This is a genomic window from Exiguobacterium sp. HVEsp1 (assembly GCF_002009685.1).
Lineage (GTDB): Bacteria > Bacillota > Bacilli > Exiguobacteriales > Exiguobacteriaceae > Exiguobacterium > Exiguobacterium profundum.
On record NZ_KV917367.1, the window covers coordinates 1,630,003 to 1,647,292 of the forward strand.

15 protein-coding genes are annotated in these 17,290 nt (G+C 47.5%); 3 read left to right on the forward strand and 12 right to left on the reverse strand.

The genetic code is table 11. From position 1 onward, the window contains the following. Positions 1-77 precede the first annotated feature (77 nt). The 3 genes from BV910_RS08375 to BV910_RS08385 are packed head-to-tail and all read left to right on the forward strand — an operon-like array spanning position 78 to position 2,956. Positions 78-1,808 carry an ABC transporter ATP-binding protein gene (locus tag BV910_RS08375; RefSeq protein WP_078147010.1) on the forward strand — a complete coding sequence of 577 codons (1,731 nt, stop codon included), beginning with the start codon at positions 78-80 and terminating at the stop codon, positions 1,806-1,808. Then, positions 1,805-2,677, forward strand: a complete 873-nt coding sequence (locus BV910_RS08380) for an NAD(P)-dependent oxidoreductase (protein ID WP_047795249.1) — start codon at positions 1,805-1,807, stop codon at positions 2,675-2,677. Before BV910_RS08375 ends, BV910_RS08380 begins: the two co-directional genes overlap by 4 nt. Positions 2,678-2,722: 45 nt before the next feature. Beyond that, positions 2,723-2,956 (forward strand): DUF2188 domain-containing protein, encoded by a 234-nt coding sequence (locus BV910_RS08385; protein WP_012726433.1) that lies wholly within the window; start codon positions 2,723-2,725, stop codon positions 2,954-2,956. Between the two features lie 14 nt (positions 2,957-2,970). On the opposite strand, the gene BV910_RS08390 is transcribed toward BV910_RS08385, so the two are convergent. From BV910_RS08390 to BV910_RS08445, 12 genes are all read right to left on the reverse strand, one after another. Further along, on the reverse strand, positions 2,971-3,615 hold the full coding sequence (locus tag BV910_RS08390; protein ID WP_078147013.1) for a DUF975 family protein: 645 nt from the start codon (positions 3,613-3,615) through the stop codon (positions 2,971-2,973). A gap of 72 nt (positions 3,616-3,687) precedes the next feature. After that, a complete protein-coding gene (locus BV910_RS08395) occupies positions 3,688-4,341 on the reverse strand; it encodes a copper homeostasis protein CutC (RefSeq protein WP_078147014.1) in 654 nt (217 codons plus the stop codon). A 13-nt stretch (positions 4,342-4,354) separates the two neighbouring features. Then, positions 4,355-5,125 (reverse strand): DeoR/GlpR family DNA-binding transcription regulator, encoded by a 771-nt coding sequence (locus BV910_RS08400; RefSeq protein ID WP_078147015.1) that lies wholly within the window; start codon positions 5,123-5,125, stop codon positions 4,355-4,357. Positions 5,126-5,298: 173 nt separating this feature from the next. Further along, on the reverse strand, positions 5,299-5,919 hold the full coding sequence (plsY, locus tag BV910_RS08405) for a glycerol-3-phosphate 1-O-acyltransferase PlsY (RefSeq protein ID WP_078147016.1): 621 nt from the start codon (positions 5,917-5,919) through the stop codon (positions 5,299-5,301). A gap of 11 nt (positions 5,920-5,930) precedes the next feature. Continuing rightward, a complete protein-coding gene (locus BV910_RS08410; protein WP_078147017.1) occupies positions 5,931-6,791 on the reverse strand; it encodes a M15 family metallopeptidase in 861 nt (286 codons plus the stop codon). Positions 6,792-6,869: 78 nt separating this feature from the next. Next, positions 6,870-7,286 (reverse strand): acyl-CoA thioesterase, encoded by a 417-nt coding sequence (locus BV910_RS08415; RefSeq protein WP_012726439.1) that lies wholly within the window; start codon positions 7,284-7,286, stop codon positions 6,870-6,872. 31 nt (positions 7,287-7,317) lie between these two features. After that, complete coding sequence (locus BV910_RS08420) at positions 7,318-9,576, reverse strand: AAA family ATPase (protein ID WP_078147018.1); 2,259 nt, start codon at positions 9,574-9,576, stop codon at positions 7,318-7,320. A 56-nt stretch (positions 9,577-9,632) separates the two neighbouring features. Continuing rightward, positions 9,633-10,310 (reverse strand): hypothetical protein, encoded by a 678-nt coding sequence (locus BV910_RS08425; protein WP_078147019.1) that lies wholly within the window; start codon positions 10,308-10,310, stop codon positions 9,633-9,635. A 101-nt stretch (positions 10,311-10,411) separates the two neighbouring features. Then, positions 10,412-11,977, reverse strand: coding sequence for a BCCT family transporter (locus tag BV910_RS08430; RefSeq protein WP_078147020.1), 1,566 nt, complete (start codon positions 11,975-11,977; stop codon positions 10,412-10,414). A 127-nt stretch (positions 11,978-12,104) separates the two neighbouring features. After that, a complete protein-coding gene (locus BV910_RS08435) occupies positions 12,105-12,596 on the reverse strand; it encodes a DUF3939 domain-containing protein (RefSeq protein WP_078147021.1) in 492 nt (163 codons plus the stop codon). Positions 12,597-12,709: 113 nt separating this feature from the next. Then, a complete protein-coding gene (gene acnA / locus BV910_RS08440; protein WP_012726444.1) occupies positions 12,710-15,424 on the reverse strand; it encodes an aconitate hydratase AcnA in 2,715 nt (904 codons plus the stop codon). A gap of 195 nt (positions 15,425-15,619) precedes the next feature. Next, positions 15,620-17,218 (reverse strand): peptide chain release factor 3, encoded by a 1,599-nt coding sequence (locus BV910_RS08445; protein ID WP_078147022.1) that lies wholly within the window; start codon positions 17,216-17,218, stop codon positions 15,620-15,622. Between the last annotated feature and the right edge of the window lie 72 nt (positions 17,219-17,290).

The window sequence follows — 17,290 nt, forward strand, 5'->3', positions numbered from 1 at the left end:
TGAGTCCTTCGAATGATTCGACGTCTTGACACCCGTTTTTGAAACAGCGAAAGTAAGAGGAGAGGAGGACTTCCAACATGAAACCATCAACATGGCAAACTTTTTTTCAATTATTCAAAATCGCGAATCCTCCGAAAAGGCTATTTGTCGGAGCCATTCTCATCTCTCTCCTTCAAGCCGTCGCCTCACTGGCCATTCCGCTCATCTTGCAACGTGTGGTCGACCGGTGGAGCAGCGACTTATTGACACCAGAATGGATCATCTATTTCGTCATCGCATTTTTGATTCAAGTCATCACGAGTGCCGTTTCGATTTATTGGTTACATATCGTCGGGCAACGGGTCGTTGCCAATTTACGCACGACCTTGTGGGACCATCTCGTCAAACTGCCGATTCCATTCTATGACGGCATCAAGTCGGGGGAACTGGTGTCTCGGTTGAACAACGATACGACGACGCTTCAACAGTTATTGTCCGAACAAAGTGTCAGGTTGTTGACCTCTCTCGTCTCGGTCATCGGTGCCGTCGCCATCTTGTTCACACTCGATTGGCAAATGACACTCGTTATCTTGTTTTCTGTTCCGACCACACTCATCATTGTCATACCGCTCGGACGGAAGCTTCGGATTATCGCAAAAGAGACACAACAAGAACTCGGAAATCTTTCCGGCTTCTTCGCAGAACTGCTCGGTGAAATCCGCCTCGTCAAATCACAAGCGACGGAACAGATGGAAGTGAAAACCGGCAAAGCAAAAATCGAGACACTGTTCGATTACGGGGTGAAGGAAGGACGAATTCAAGCAATCCTTATTCCCCTTCTCAATGTGACCTTGACCGGGATGTTGATTGCCATCCTCGGGTTCGGCGCATATCGCGTCTCGACCGGAGCTTTATCAACGGGCGAACTACTCGCCTTCATGCTCTATCTCTTCCAAATCATCACGCCCCTCATCACGATGAGTGAATTCTTGACGAGACTTCAAAAGGCGCGTGGAGCTACGGAACGGATTGCTGAATTGCTCGAAGTCAGTCCCGAACCATACAGCACACATGAAGAAACGATTCATCAGACAGCACTCTCATTCGAAGACGTTGCTTTCCATTATGGCACTGAACCCGTCATCCAAGGATTGACACTTCAAGTGTCACCGGGGGCGACAACCGCCATCGTCGGACGGAGTGGTGCCGGGAAAACGACACTTTTCTCACTTGTCGAACAGTTCTATTTACCGACGGCAGGAACGATTCGATATGGAAATCGAGAGATTCAAACATACGGGCGTGACACTTGGCGTCAAGTCATCGGATATGTCGCTCAAGATTCCCCCGTCCTCTCAGGATCTGTACGGACAAACATTGTGTATGGACTTCGACATGAAGCGAGCGATGATGAAATCAAAGAGGCCTGTGAAATGGCCAACGCATGGTCGTTCATTGAAACGATGCCAGAACAGCTCGATACGGAGATTGGTGAGCGAGGCATCCGTTTGTCTGGCGGGCAGCGGCAACGACTTGCTATCGCGCGTGCGTTGTTACGAAATCCACAGATTCTATTGCTCGACGAGGCAACATCAAGTCTAGATTCCGAATCAGAACGTGTGGTCCAAGAAGCGTTAGACCGCCTGATGGTCGGACGAACGACGCTTGTGATTGCCCACCGGCTCTCGACTGTCAGACATGCCGACCAGATTGTCGTCTTAGAAGACGGACAAATCAGCGGAATCGGGAAACACGAGCAACTTTTAACAGAGAACGCACTATATCAGCGACTCGTTTCACAACAATTATTAGGGGGACAAGCGACATGAAAACAATCGGATTTATCGGGCTCGGGGTCATGGGCCAATCGATGGTACGTAATTTGATGAAACACGGATTTGAAGTGCAAGCATACACACGGACGAAAGAGAAGGCAGCTGCATTGTTAGAGGAAGGTGTGACATGGTGTGATTCGGTACAGGACGTTTGCCGAGATGCCGATGCCGTCATCACCATCGTCGGCTATCCGTCCGATGTCGAATCCATCTATTTTGGCGAAGGGAACATTCTTGATTCGGCAGAACCAGGTACATTATTGATTGACATGACGACGTCCTCACCGAAACTGGCTGAACGAATTGCCGAGACTGCCATTGAGCGGAGTCTCCTCCCACTTGACGCACCAGTAACAGGTGGCGATGTCGGAGCCAAAAATGGAACGCTGTCGATTTTAGTCGGTGGGGGTGAATTCGCATTCAATAAAGCGAAGCCTTTATTTGAAGCGATGGGACAATCGATTGAACGAATGGGGTACGCAGGGAGCGGTCAATATGCGAAACTTGCCAATCAAATCGCCATTGCCGGCATCATGATGGGGAATGCCGAAATGCTAGCGTTCAGTAAACGAGCTGGAATTGACCCAGAGGCGCTCGTTCGTACGATTCGTGGCGGGGCAGCCGGTAGCTGGACACTTGAAAACTTGGTTCCACGCATGATTGTGGAAGATTATGCCCCTGGCTTCTTCATCAAACACTTTATCAAAGACATGACCCTTGCCATCGAGAGTGCACACGAGCTACAAGTGACATTACCAGGTCTTGAGCTCGCACATCGCCTGTATTCGATTCTGGAAGAGAACGGGTACGGAGAAAATGGCACACAAGCACTGATCGAGTATTATCTCCATCAAGACGTTTGAAACCGGACGTTTGTGGAATTAGTAGGAATGAAGGAGGCGATTTTCGTGCCATGGAATATGAAAGACTATCCAGAATCACTGAAAAACTTCGATCCACTTGTAAAAAAGAAAGCCATTGATATCGCGAACGCATTACTCGCGCAAGGCTACTCTGAGACGAAAGCGATTCCCATTGCCACCGAGCAAGCGAAAAAATGGCATGCGGATGCGTCGGAAGAGGAAAAACAAGATTTTGAAGACGCCCCAAACCCTAAAAAGTCAGATCAGCATGGAACATAAAACAACCGGTCGGATTATCCGACCGGTTGTTTTGCTTGATAGGAGGCATTTAGCTCCAAATAGAGTCCAGAAATCGCGGTTTGAAGATACGGTGTGACAAAGATATAAGCCAGCCCTCCAGTAAGAAGGACGAGCGCATACCATCCGATAAAACTCGCAAAGAGCTTCAACATCGTCCGTTTGTGACCCTTCATCATCTGTCGGCTCTTTCTCATTGCCTGGAACGCTGATAGGTCAGGATTATCTCGCATAATGAACGGTACAATCCGATACGTCAAATAGAACCAGACACCAGGTACGATCAAGAAGAGCATCAACACGTTTAGACCTAAATAGAATACCGCATAATAGACCACGGCACGTGAATAGTCTTTAAGTGACCCGAACGATTCAATCAACAATCCGAACGTTGGCTTTTCATCTTTCGCCACCTGGAGAAACACCCAATTTTTCCCGAGCTCGATAGGTGCGAGAAGAACCGTCGCCCCGTAAAGAAGCGCCACCGATGTCAAAAGGACTTCGGGGTCGTTCGCCGAGAGATCAAGTCGGGTCGTGATCATCGCTTGAATGACCATGACAGTTAAGACAACGAGTAATGATATGCCCCACTTTCCTGATAGCATTCGTAGCGCATATTGTTTGTAAACGGAAGATTGCATGAATTCACCTACATTTATTGTTTTCTCTCATTATAGCAAAAAAACAGTCTTCCGACTGTTTTCCGCCTTGGCTCATCCAAGAAGTTGTTTGAACTTTCCTTCATCGAGCTGTCCATTCGTTCGTACGCCATTTCCTATGTGTACCATCGCTACGTCAAGACGTTCTCGAAGAATCGGTAACGTTTCCACCGTGATCCCTGCACCAGGCAAAATTGTGATCTCGGCCTGTTCCTTCAAGGCTATCAAGGTTTCGATTCCTTCTAGTGCAGTTTTGGCACCGCCTGAAGTAAGGAGAATATCTACTTCCGGATATTCATTCAACACGTCCATCGCTTCAAAGACATCACGTGATGCATCGAAGGCACGGTGGAACGTGAGCGTCATTTCCCCTTTGTGCTTGATGACTTCCCCTAAGATCCGCTCGTCAATCGCTCCATCCTGTGTCAAGGCACCGAATACGATTCCATCGACACCGAGCTCACGGCATAGACCGATATCCGCAAGCATAGTCTCGACATCATCCTCATTGAAATGGAACGAATGTGTATGGGGCCTTATCATCACATGCACCGGAATCGACACATGTTCGACCACATTTCGAATCGTTCCAAAACTTGGTGTGATGCCCCCGTTTTCCATATCCGCAATCAGTTCGAGTCGTTTTGCACCGAGTTGCTCAGCCTGAATAGCTTCCGTTAGTGTAGTGACAATCACTTCTACATTCATTCAATCGCTCCCTTTACGGTGCGAACTTCCAGTCCACACCATGTTCGGCTAAGACGCCTTTGAAATCTTGAGGCTCCGGAAAATCAGAGATAATCGCCGTCACCTTCGAAAAATCACAGACGCGATACCGTTTTTGTTGATTTAGTTGGGTATGGTCCGTTAGTAAGAACGTCTCGCGACTTTGTGACATCACCGACTGGGTAATACTGGCGAGGCCGAAAGCGTCACATGTTAAACCTAGTGATGCGTCGACCCCTTCGACGGACAAAATGGCAAGGTCGAACATGTATGTCTGTAGTTGCGTCAGGACCTGCTCACCTGTCGTCACGAGATGTTTCGGGTCGATTGTACCACCTAATAGCTGAATTTCGCCACCAAGCACACCTTTCGCCCGCTGTTCAAACAACGCCTTCGCCACCGTCAACGATGGCGTCACGACCGTCACATTGCGACCACGCAACCGGGATGCCACTTGCTCTGCCGCAACCCCGTGTCCTATATATAATAATGTATCATCTGGAATCAACTGAAATGCGGTATAGGCGATCCGACGAATTCCATCCATGTTCGCAATCACGATGGGCTGAAAGGACATGCTCTGATGAAGGACCGCTCCCCCGTATACACGTTTGATTCGATGCTCTTTTTCTAGCTCTTCTAAATAACGGCGAATCGACTCCCCAGATACGTTCAAGCGCTCGATCAACTCACTCGTCTTTACTTTGCCTTCTCGTTCGATCCATTCTACAATTTTCTGTTTACGCTCTTCACCGATTAAAGACACGTCCCTGCCTCCTCCACAATAATCTTTCCTTTTCTAGTGTAACGAACGCATGTAAATTTAACGTAAATTGAAAGTAAAGAACGAGCAAATCCAACATGTTTTTGTTTCTTTTTTGTGTAAATCAACGACAATACACAAAAAAGGCACGCCCTAAACGGACGTACCTGCATGCGTCATGATTTCGGCTTGTGTTGAAACAGTGGAACTTTTGGTTCTTTTCCAGCACGAATACGTTGCCAGTTGGTACGATGCTTAATAATAATGAACAATGCGAGTGGCACGATGACGATCAGCGGTAACCAATCTTTCGTCACGATGCTATAAGTCGTTGCTGTCACCAGTCCCACCACGGCGGCAGCCATCGAGGAGAGGGATACCATGCGCGAGGTGAGGAGCGTCACGATAAATGTACCGACGACGACAAAGAAGAACCAAGGGAAGGCTGCCAACAAAACTCCACCGCTCGTCGCAACCGATTTTCCACCTTTGAATTTCGCAAAGACTGGATAAGAGTGTCCAATCACTGCCGGGATTCCGGCAAGAAGCAGGCTCATCTCGCTTCCGAATAGTAGAGGCAGCAATGCAGCGACAAGACCTTTCCCCATGTCACCGAGCAAAACGAGGATTCCTGCCTTCTTACCTAATACGCGAAACGTGTTCGTCGTTCCTAGATTGCCGCTCCCATGTTCTCGAACGTCTACGCGATAGCCGAGCTTGCCGATGATGAGGGCAAACGGAATGGCACCAAGTAGATAACTAAAAATAATAATCATGATTTCTGTCACATATGGCATCGCAATTCCCCTTATTTCATAAATTCCGCAATATAGCGATCATATGGCTGATTCAATGCATGTACCTGTTTCGCATGCTCCATACCGATATAACGTAAATGCCATGGTTCGTACATATACCCGGTCTCATCCTCAAACTCTTTTTGGTAACGGATGATAAAACCATACTCGTGAGCATGATCGGCTAGCCATTTTCCTTCAACCGTTTCACCGAGACTTTGAGTCAGTTGATAGTTGACTGAGGCGCTCGATACGTCAATCGCAAGTCCTGTTTGATGTTCAGAATGACCTGGTGGTGCGGAATATTTCATGGCTTGCTCTTTGCCATCTCGTTCGACATAAGCATTGAAGAGATTGACTTGATAGGCGTATGAACGAAACGCACTCGTCCCTTTCAAATCAATTCCTGCTGCTTTTGCACCTTTCATTAGACCTTCAATCGCCTGAGCAGCTTCTTTACGTAACATTCGACGTTCACCGACTGTCGAGTCGACAAAATCAATGTTCGCCTCTACCAAATCACTCGGCTGATAGTCGGCAGGCAATGCAATTTGCTTGTTTACAAGAATCAATTCATCTAATTCCAAATTGGCCACACCATCCGTTTCAATCGGTTGACTAGGTGCCACAGGTTCTTCCTCTACTGGTTCGGTCGGCTGTTCAGACTCGTCCGACGTCTCCTCCTCAGAAGGTGACTCGGTGACTGTCTCATCTTCACGATCCGAAGTCGGTTCATTTGGTTCTGTCTCTTGTTCATCTACTGTTGATGACTGTGTTGTTGGTTCTTTCGGTTCAACTTGCTCGTTTGTCGTACAACCGGCTAACATGAACGTCAAGGCGCCGCAAACCATCAAAATCGATGGATAACGCATGCGATCTTCCCCTTTCTAGATAACAAAAAGTACCGTCAAGATATGATACCACACTGACGGTACGAAGACAGAAGATTCTTAGACAGGGTTCATGACGTTCAAATACATTTCATGCCATTTCGGGAACTCTCGATCAAGTCGAATCGGTTTGAAGTCGCCTCGTTTGACGACGACATGCGTTGTAGTCGCTGTGCCAACAAGTTCTCCATGTTGATTCGTCAACTCATAGCCATAAATCGTTCTGATTTTTGAATATTGATCGACCCATACACGAACATGAACCGTATCACCATACGTCACGCTACGCTTATAGTCCATGGATACATTTGTCACGGGAGAGACAAATCCCGCTTCTTCCATATCTTTATACTCGACACCTAGTTGTCGTAACAATTCCGTGCGCGCAATCTCTAAATAAACTAAATAGTTGGCATGATAGACGATGCCCATCATGTCCGTCTCTTGATACCTTACTGGGATTTGAACCGTGTGCATTGAATCATCCTTCTTTCCTAAGAAAAGTATATTATAACTTACTCTTAATATCTACTACTAATAATTGTTGGAGTGACACATTCTCATCCTCCGTCGACACTAAACGATAGGACTGACGAGCAATCGATTCATCGATAACAGATAGAGCGGTGCGCGCGTTCGCATGTTTGATGTCACCTAAACGAGTAGCCAATGCCTCAAGCGCATCCTCTTCCATCACATATCCGAACTGACTTGCGTAGTTTTTCGCGATGTCTACTAACTGTTCTTGCGTATAGTCAGCAAAATGAATCGTCCGTTTCATTCGGCTACTAAGACCAGGGTTGGATTCAATTAATCGGCGCATCGGACCTTCGTAACCGGCAAGGACGACGACAAGATTCTCGCCATGTTTCGGCATTTCGTCAACGAGTGTATCGATTGCCTCCCGGCCATAGTCGTTCGCCCCGCCGTTCAAACTATAGGCCTCGTCAATGAGTAAGACGCCGCCAAGGGCGTCACGGATCGCCGCTTTCGTTTTTTGAGCTGTCTGTCCCACATAGCCACTGACTAAATCTGCACGACTGACGACATTGACATGGCCTCGCTTCAAATATCCTGTCCGTTTCAACATCTGTGCATATAAATAGGCAAATGTCGTTTTTCCGGTACCGCTGTTTCCGGTTAGTGTCACATGGAGCTGGACCGGCGCCGTCTTCAAACCGAGCGCCTTCCGCTTCTTTTGAATCTGGACGAGTGCTTCGATTTCAGCCAGTTGTGCTTTCGCTTCTTCCATGCCGACCAGGTCATCTAACGATGTCGGACTCGATTCATCTTCTGGCTGATCAAAGTCTTCTTCAGTCAAGAGCGCCATCTCGTCTAACGGAGCGTCCGCACCGAAGCGGGAACCCTTCTTAAACATCGCATCAAGTAAAATGTTATGGACAGTCCGAGCATTTCCGAACGTCGAATCGACTCGTTCTCTATCGATTCGAGTAAGAAGTGATCGCTTTGCCTCTTCCGTCAGCACGTAATTATTCTCTTGTGCCACTTTCTCACCGATGGCGACCAATTCTTCGTCACGGTAGTTCGGTAACTCATAGTGATTCGACTCAGGGAATCGTGATCGTAAACCAGGGTTAGCTAACAGGAAATGGCGCATTTCTTCTGGATAACCAGCTAGAATGACGACGAACTTGCCTGCATATTCGCCACTCGTCATTGCGGCGACAAGCGTATCGATGGCCGCTTGTCCGTAATCACTACCACTCGCATCTTGACGCTTCAATGCATATGCCTCATCGATGAATAAGACACCACCTTCCGCCTCTTTCACCTTATTCATTACCTGTTCTTCCGTTTGTCCAACATAGGCACCGACAAGACTCGAACGATCTGCCTCGACAAGGTCTGGGCGTCCTAATAAGCCGAGTTCAAAGTAAATCTCAGCCATGAGTCTCGCTAATGTCGTCTTGCCGGTTCCTGGATTCCCTGTGAAGACGAGATGAAGGGATGGTTGATGTTTTGAAGAAAAGCCGGCTTTCTCTCGTTCTTTTTGGAAAAGGAGAAAGCGATACCACGCTTTTACACGTGCTTTGATGTCATCGAGCCCAATCATGTCTTCAAGTGACTCAATCGCGCTCGAGCGTGTCTCGCTCGGACGGTCTGGTAGTAGCTCACAAATCGTGTGTAGTCGTTCTTTCACAAGGGAAACGCGCTCCCCGAAACGATGAAACGCTTCACGACTGAAATAGTTCCCCTGCATGGATGCGAGCAAGGAGGCAGTATCATCTTCAAGAGATGCGACTTCTTGCATCGCTTCGATGATCGCTTCAAACAGGTTCTCCAGCTGTCCGCGCCATTCAGAATCACGCAAATCAGACTTCGCAGCCTCCACCTCATCATGGAGTTGGTCAAGTTGATCGAGTAACGCTGACGTTTTTGACTCGTACTCTGTTAAGATTTGAACCTTCATTGAGGCGTAATCGGCCTCTCGTAAGGTGGGCCAGTCAATTTGAAGCGCCTGTTTCGAACGACGCAACTGCTCATTCAGTTGAAACAGACGAAGCTCTGGAGGAAGTGCGTTCATCGCCTCCAACTCTTTTACCCAGCGGTTGAGTAACGGGTCCATCGTTTCCTTTTGTTTGAGCCGATGTGTTGCGAGCAGCCGCAAGGAACGAATTAATTCTTCTTGGTGCTGAGTCGCACGAGACCAATGTGCGTAAGATAACAATGCCGCCTCGTTTACTTTTTCTCCAGCTTCCCAGTTCGTCAAGTCCGTTTGAACTTGTTCCACTTGAATTTGTTTCATCTTGTTCTCCCTTTCAGACGACAAGGGAGCCGACATCATGTCTGCTCCCCATCGGATTATCTTGATTCAAACGATGTCATCCGAATCGAATGGAATAACTTTCCGTTATTCCGCGATTCTGCCGCGAGCAAGATTCGTTCATGCGCATCGACATAATATGTGACAGTCTCTTTATTTTCTTCTTCACTAAAAATCGATGGATAGTTTTCAATCCACTCTTCCGGAACGGTCTCAGCCGATTCTGATTTCACATACGCTTGCGCGGTACGTCCGACCAAATCGGTTTCGCCTTCACTTGAACCAAGCGTCCCGTCATCGAGCCATTTACGAATCTGTTCGTTCGTTGCACGTGACAAGAATGGATGAGGTGCGACTGCTCCGGAGTTCGTCTCCTGTCGAAGAACTTCTTCCCCGTCCGGATTGAACTCTAAGTAGGTCTCTCCATCCCATTCTGCTTTCGCGCCAACATTTGGACCCGTCACGACTTCAGATACAAAATGTCCGTCCTCATCATATGTGACAAGGTACTCTCGTTCTTCGAGCTCTTCGCCTTCTTTTGGAAGTTTGCGTTCTTGATATCCGATCACGACATTCGAGTAGAATGGTTCGACTTTCTCTTCCTCTTCCCCGCTCAAATCCATGAGCACATAGAAGTTATAAGCGAGTAATGCCCCGACAATGAGGATGCCGGCCAATATCACCCAGCTCAACCTTTTTTTTATCTGTTGTTTCATAGCCTATCCTCCTCGTTTCTTCACTTACTATCCTACACTAGCGAGAAGGACAAGCAAAATATTTTTGACCGAAAAAGGGCCTCATCTGAGACCCTTTCGAATTAACCTAGTTTATCTTCATCTTTCTTTTGCATCTCTAGCCATTTATCTCGTTCATCCGGTTCGTCGGTAAGATCCTTGAATAAGGCAATCATCATAAAGATGAGCACGAAGATGAATGGGAAGGCTGCGAGAATCGCAACAGCTTGTAGAGCATCTAATCCACCAGCATACAACAATACGGCTGCGATTGATGATTGGATGATTCCCCAAGTCATTTTAATCCCCATCGGCGGGATGAGCTTCCCGTTCGATGTAAGCATACCGAGGACGTATGTCGCAGAGTCGGCCGATGTAATAAAGAATGTCGAAATCAAGAAGATGGCGATTACACTGAGTATCGTCCCAAAACCACCGAACGTTTCAAACAGTGCGAACAGCCCGACCTCAGTACCGATTTCGTTTACTTGATCAATTAAGCTATATCCTCCGAACAAATCAGCCCAGATGGCCGAACCGCCGAAGACGGAGAACCATAATAATCCGAATGATGTCGGGACAAGTAAGATTCCGATGATAAATTCCCGAATCGTACGCCCTTTCGATACACGTGCGATAAACGTTCCGACGAATGGTGACCAAGAAATCCACCAAGCCCAGTAGAAGATAGTCCAACCGTTCACCCATTCACGTTCAACGGGTTCAAATGCGGCTGTACGGAAACTCATGCTCGGGAGCTGCTGCAAATAAGTTCCGACCGTTTGTGTGAACAAGTCGAAAATGAAAGCTGTCGGTCCCGCAAACATCGTCGCTACAAGTAGGACAATTGCCAAGAAAATATTCGTATTACTTAAAATTCGAATTCCTTTGTCAAGACCTGTCGAAGCACTGATCATGTAGAGCACCGTTACGACGGCAATGATGATCAACTGTGTCACGAAAGCGTTCGGTACCCCAGGGAGGAGGTAATGAAGGCCACCGGCAATTTGTTGAGCACCAAAACCAAGTGAAGTCGCTACCCCGAATGCCGTCGCAATGACCGCAAGGATATCGACCGTTTGCTTCACGGGTTGTTCGTAGCGGTTATGGACGAGCGAACCGATCGTCTCCCCAATCGTCGCGGGACGACCTTTTCTAAACGTCGAATATGCGATGGCGAGCGCAATCATTGCGTAAATCGCCCATGGATGGAAGCCCCAATGGAAAAATGCATAACGCATAGCAGTCCGTGCATCTCCTTCAGGTGTAGGTGAAGCGAATGGTGGTGAGTGGAAGTGGAGCAACGGTTCAGCCGCTCCCCAGAAGATGAGTCCAATTCCCATCCCGGCACTGAATAACATGGCAAACCATGATAAATAACTAAATTCTGGACGATCTGTATCCTTTCCAAGTCGAATCGAACCATATCTTGAAAAGATTAAAAAGATGGCAACCAGTAAAAACCCGGTGGCGCTCAAGAGATAGAACCAACCCATCCCGTTTGAGAGCCAGCCTTGTAACGTACTCGTCACGTTTAATAGACTGGCATTACCTAATAAACTCTCGGGGAAAAGTCCCCAAATCGTAAATAAGCCAGTTATGATTGCAGATACGACGAATACGGTCGTCACACGGCTTTTTCGTTCCATAAAATCACTCCTATTTAATTTTCTATTTTCATATACGTTTTCCACCCTAACATACTTTTGAAACAAGTCACAACCCTATGTGTACATAAATGTATTGTTTACCGTCCAATAGATAGGTGTCTTGTCATCAAGTTGTTTCTTTGGGCTCCAGTGAAACAATCAATGTTTCATCGACCACATAGTAAGGTCTTTTTGGCAACGTTTTTAAATAACCCCCCTCTCGTAAACGGGTCAAATCGAGTTGAAGCGCGTTCTGAAATGTTTGTAACGGTAATTTCTTCTCCTGGTCCATATACAGATCGAGTGCCCGTTGCACTTGATCCATTTCATAAATGACGTCGCGTTCATCTTCCGGTACGATATGAAACGTCTCTTTTGACATGAAGAAACGTTGTTTCGGGATTCCCGAAAGGTGATGTTTCAAGCGTTTGGTGTCGATTTCTTGCGAGTCATCCAGTAGGACGGTGCGATTCACACCTTTTGGCAGTGTCTGTTCATATTCGTGAATCGCCTGACGCAATTCTGAAAGGGTGATATCAATTTCTCGATCCGGTTCCACCTCTTTTTGTTGCGTCAATCGTTTCCACCAACTCTTTCCGAGCTTCTCTTCTTTATCCATAAGCGCACCCCTCCCTGTCTTCCTGTTCCCGAATCTTTTAAAACTTTCACCTTAAAATTGCATATTCATGAAAAAAACCTTCCTTTTTTCAAAGGAAGGTCATGGACTAGCACTTATTTCAATTTGTTACGGAGAACCATTTGCAGGATTCCACCGTGACGGTAGTAATCAATTTCAACTTCAGAGTCGAAACGAGCGATGACTTTGAACTCTGTCACCGTTCCGTTTTCATGTGTCGCTTTTGCGTTCAAGATATCGCGCGGACGTACAGACTCATCGACTTGAATATCAATTGCTTCTTCACCAGTCAATCCGAGTGATTCAGCCGATTCACCGTCTAAGAACTGAAGCGGGAGCACACCCATCATGACAAGGTTCGAACGGTGAATCCGCTCGAAACTTTGTGCGATGACCGCACGGATTCCAAGAAGATTCGTCCCTTTCGCTGCCCAGTCACGAGATGATCCCATTCCGTAATCATTTCCTGCAAGGACAACAAGACCTGTTCCCTGTTCCTTGTACTTCATAGCCGCATCATACATTGGCATGATTTCACCAGTTGGCCAGTACGTCGTAAAGCCACCTTCAGTTCCTGGAGCAACTTGGTTGCGGATACGAATGTTTGCGAACGTACCACGCATCATGACTTCATGGTTACCACGGCGAGAACCATATGAGTTGAAGTCGATTGGCTCTACCCCTTTAGAAAGGAGGTATTGACCGGCTGGTGTCGTCTTCGAGAATGATCCAGCTGGCGAGATGTGGTCGGTCGTAACCGAATCCGCAAACTTCCCGATGACACGTAAGCCATTCAATGCATGAACCTCGCCCGCTTCTGGTTCGAGTTGTTCGAAGAACGGTGGGTTTTGGATGTATGTCGACTCATCTGAGAAGTCATACAAGTTTCCTTCCGGAACATCGAGTGCGTTCCAACGCTCGTTACCAGTGAAGACCGTTTCGTACTCTTTACGGAATGCTTCTGGTGATACGACGTCTTGGACAACCATTTTGATTTCATCGTTTGATGGCCAGATGTCTTTGAAGTATACTTCATTTCCATCTTTGTCTGTACCGAACGAATCATTCATGATGTCGAAGTTGACTGACCCGGCAAGAGCGTAAGCGACGACGAGCGGTGGTGATGCCAAGAAGTTTGCCTTCACGAGCGGGTGAACGCGCCCTTCAAAGTTACGGTTACCAGAGAGGACTGACGACACGAGCAAGTCGTTTTCTGTGATCGTATCTTCGACTTCACGGTCAAGCGGACCAGAGTTTCCGATACATGTCGTACAGCCGTATCCGACCGTGTTGAAGCCAAGTTCGTCCAAGTAAGAAGTCAAACCAGCCTTATCCAAGTAGTCCGTTACGACTTTCGAACCTGGTGCGAGTGATGTCTTCACGTATTTCGGAACGGTTAAGCCACGTTCAACGGCTTTCTTCGCAACGAGTCCAGCACCGACCATGACGTATGGGTTCGACGTGTTCGTACAGCTTGTGATGGCTGCAATCGCAACATCTCCCGTACTCATGTCGACTGCGCCGTCCTCGTACTTGACTGTCGCCGTTTTGTCGAGTTCAGAACGGTCAAGTCCGAAGCCACTGTTTCCTGCAGGAGCACTCAAGCTATCGATGAACGATGTTTGAACGTCTGAGAGGTTGATTCGGTCTTGTGGACGTTTCGGACCCGCAAGTGAAGGCTGGACTTTCGACAAGTCGAGTGTCAACACTTTTGTGAACGTTGGATCAGCTTGATCTGGTGTATAGAAGAGATCATTCGCTTTAGAGTATTCTTCGACGAGTGAAATCAACTCTTCAGAGCGACCAGTCGTACGCATGTAGTTCAATGTTTCCGTATCGACCGGGAAGAATCCACATGTCGCACCATATTCAGGCGCCATGTTTGCAATCGTCGCACGGTCTGAAAGTGGCATCGTGTGGAGCGACGGTCCGAAGAATTCAACGAATTTCCCGACAACTTTTTCATGACGGAGCATCTCTGTCACGACGAGCGCCACATCTGTCGCTGTCACACCAGGGTTTACTTCACCGATGATTTTGACACCGACGACGTCTGGCACTGGGAAGTATGATGGTTGACCGAGCATGCTTGCTTCCGCCTCGATTCCGCCGACACCCCAGCCAAGAACACCGAGTCCGTTGATCATCGTTGTGTGCGAATCCGTTCCGACGAGTGAATCTGGATAAGCAACTGTACCTTCTGCATCATTCTTCTCGAGGACGACAGATGCCAAGTACTCCAAGTTTACTTGGTGAACAATCCCCGTTGCAGGTGGTACGGCACGATAGTTGTCAAATGCCGTCTGAGCCCAACGTAAGAACTTATAACGTTCTTCGTTACGTTCAAATTCGATGTCCATGTTTTTCATCAATGCGCCAGCGAAACCATATGCGTCTACTTGAACTGAGTGGTCGACGACGAGATCGACAGGAATTTCTGGGTTGATTTTGTTTGGGTCTCCACCGAGGTCTGCCATCGCTTTACGAAGTGAAGCAAGGTCTACGACCGTCGGTACACCCGTGAAGTCTTGAAGTACGACACGTGCCGGTTTGAACGGTACGTCAATGTCTTTCGAGACGTCGGCAGTGCCCCATTTTGCCAAGTTCTCGACATGTTCTTTCGTGATGGCACGCCCGTCTTGTTGACGGAGAACCGATTCAAGAAGAACGCGAATCGAATACGGAAGACGGCTGATGTCCGTCAATCCTTCTTCTTCCAATTTTTTCAAACGATAAAAATCATACGATTGCCCGTTCGCTTCGAACTTTGTCCGAGATGCGAAGGCGTCTAAAACATTCGTCTGTTCCATTGCAATTTCCCCCTTTTTGAAAGCGCCGACCACACGACAATGCGTAATCGCTTACTTTTCACATATTTATCATAATACAAGTATAGCGTGACGTAAAATACATTCCGTCACAAATTAGTCATAAGTAAAACTTATCAAAACTAAAATGACTTAATTCACAACAAAAAAACACCTCAGAAACGAGGTGTTTACATCTTATTCTTCCGTACCGATCTCTTCGTTGACGTCAAGTGCCTCAACAAGCGTCAAGTCATCTGCGTGACGCTCAGCGAACCGTTCATATGTGAACTCGTTCGCGAACAGGAAGACCGGACGTTCCCAACGGTCTGTAACGAGCATGTTCCGTGAATCTTGGAACGGTTTCAATGCCTTCAACTCTTTATCTTTGACCCAACGAGCAACGCTATATGAGACTGGTTCCATTCGAATATCGACGCCATATTCATTGTTTAAACGATATTCGAATACCTCGAATTGAAGTTGTCCGACCGCGCCGAGATAAATCTCGTTATATTCGTTGCGATACACTTGAATCGCCCCTTCTTGCGCAAGCTGTTCTACCCCTTTGTGGAAGTGTTTCGACTTGAGCGAGTTGACCGGCGAAACGCGCATGAACAATTCCGGTGGGAAAGTTGGCAGCGCCTCAAACGCAATCTTCTGCTTCGATGTGGTGATGGTATCTCCAATTTGATACGTCCCAGAATCATAGATCCCGATGACATCACCAGCAAACGCTTGGTCGACTGTTTCTCGATCGTTCGCCATCAATTGTGTCGATTGGCTCAATTTTATCTTTTTCCCAGTACGAGTGAGCGTCACATCCATCCCACGCTCAAACACACCTGAACAGATGCGTACAAAGGCGATGCGATCGCGGTGTGCCGGATTCATGTTCGCCTGAATCTTGAAGACGAATCCACTGAAGTCTTCTGATGTCGGATTGATTGGACCGACGTTCGACTTACGTGCCTCAGGAGCCGGAGACATCTCTAAATAGTGATTCAAGAACGCAGTCACCCCAAAGTCGACGAGCGCTGTTCCGAAAAATACCGGTGTCAATTTACCGCTCTGGATCGCCTCGACATTAATCTCGTTCCCCGCTCCATCGAGAAGGTCGATTTCATCGCGGAGGTTCATCAAGTTCTCTTCCGACAAATGATCGGCGAGAATCGGATCGTTCACTCCGTCCTCACCCAGTTGAAGTGTCGACTTCTCCCCACGGAACAAGTGGACCTCATTTTTCATTCGGTCGTAGACACCTTCAAACTGCATTCCACTTCCGATTGGCCATGTAATCGCGACAGAAGGCATGCCTAACACTTCTTCGAGCTCTTCCATCAATTCAAGCGGATCTTTTGCCTGACGATCCAACTTGTTCATAAATGTGAAGATTGGAATCCCACGCATCCGACAAACTTGGAATAGTTTTTTCGTCTGTGTTTCAATCCCTTTCGCAGCATCAATGACCATGACCGCGCTATCGACTGATGTCAACACGCGATACGTGTCTTCACCGAAGTCGTTGTGTCCTGGTGTATCCATGATCGATACAACCTTGTCTTGATAGATGAATTGCATGACAGACGATGTGACCGAGATCCCACGTTGTTTCTCGATTTCCATCCAGTCAGATTTTGCGTGTTTTGAGTTTTTGCGCGCCTTGACCGTACCTGCCTCGCGAATCGCACCACCGTGCAAAAGTAATTTTTCTGTTAATGTTGTTTTCCCCGCATCCGGGTGAGAGATAATGCCGAATATCCGACGTCTCTCGACTTCCTGTTTCAATTGGCTCATATAGGATAGACCTTTCCTTTCTCGTCTCAGTTCATGCTTATTCTCGTAGCAACGCTATCTATTCTAACGAAA

Excerpts from the sequence above, each read along its gene's own strand:
- BV910_RS08435 (WP_078147021.1), bottom strand. The coding sequence starts at position 12,596 with ATGGATAAAGAAGAGAAGCTCGGAAAGAGTTGGTGGAAACGATTGACG.
- BV910_RS08375 (WP_078147010.1), top strand. The coding sequence starts at position 78 with ATGAAACCATCAACATGGCAAACTTTTTTTCAATTATTCAAAATCGCG.
- BV910_RS08425 (WP_078147019.1), bottom strand. The coding sequence starts at position 10,310 with ATGAAACAACAGATAAAAAAAAGGTTGAGCTGGGTGATATTGGCCGGC.
- BV910_RS08395 (WP_078147014.1), bottom strand. The coding sequence starts at position 4,341 with ATGAATGTAGAAGTGATTGTCACTACACTAACGGAAGCTATTCAGGCT.
- plsY (WP_078147016.1), bottom strand. The coding sequence starts at position 5,919 with ATGCCATATGTGACAGAAATCATGATTATTATTTTTAGTTATCTACTT.
- BV910_RS08430 (WP_078147020.1), bottom strand. The coding sequence starts at position 11,977 with ATGGAACGAAAAAGCCGTGTGACGACCGTATTCGTCGTATCTGCAATC.
- BV910_RS08420 (WP_078147018.1), bottom strand. The coding sequence starts at position 9,576 with ATGAAACAAATTCAAGTGGAACAAGTTCAAACGGACTTGACGAACTGG.
- acnA (WP_012726444.1), bottom strand. The coding sequence starts at position 15,424 with ATGGAACAGACGAATGTTTTAGACGCCTTCGCATCTCGGACAAAGTTC.
- BV910_RS08445 (WP_078147022.1), bottom strand. The coding sequence starts at position 17,218 with ATGAGCCAATTGAAACAGGAAGTCGAGAGACGTCGGATATTCGGCATT.
- BV910_RS08380 (WP_047795249.1), top strand. The coding sequence starts at position 1,805 with ATGAAAACAATCGGATTTATCGGGCTCGGGGTCATGGGCCAATCGATG.
- BV910_RS08390 (WP_078147013.1), bottom strand. The coding sequence starts at position 3,615 with ATGCAATCTTCCGTTTACAAACAATATGCGCTACGAATGCTATCAGGA.
- BV910_RS08410 (WP_078147017.1), bottom strand. The coding sequence starts at position 6,791 with ATGCGTTATCCATCGATTTTGATGGTTTGCGGCGCCTTGACGTTCATG.
- BV910_RS08415 (WP_012726439.1), bottom strand. The coding sequence starts at position 7,286 with ATGCACACGGTTCAAATCCCAGTAAGGTATCAAGAGACGGACATGATG.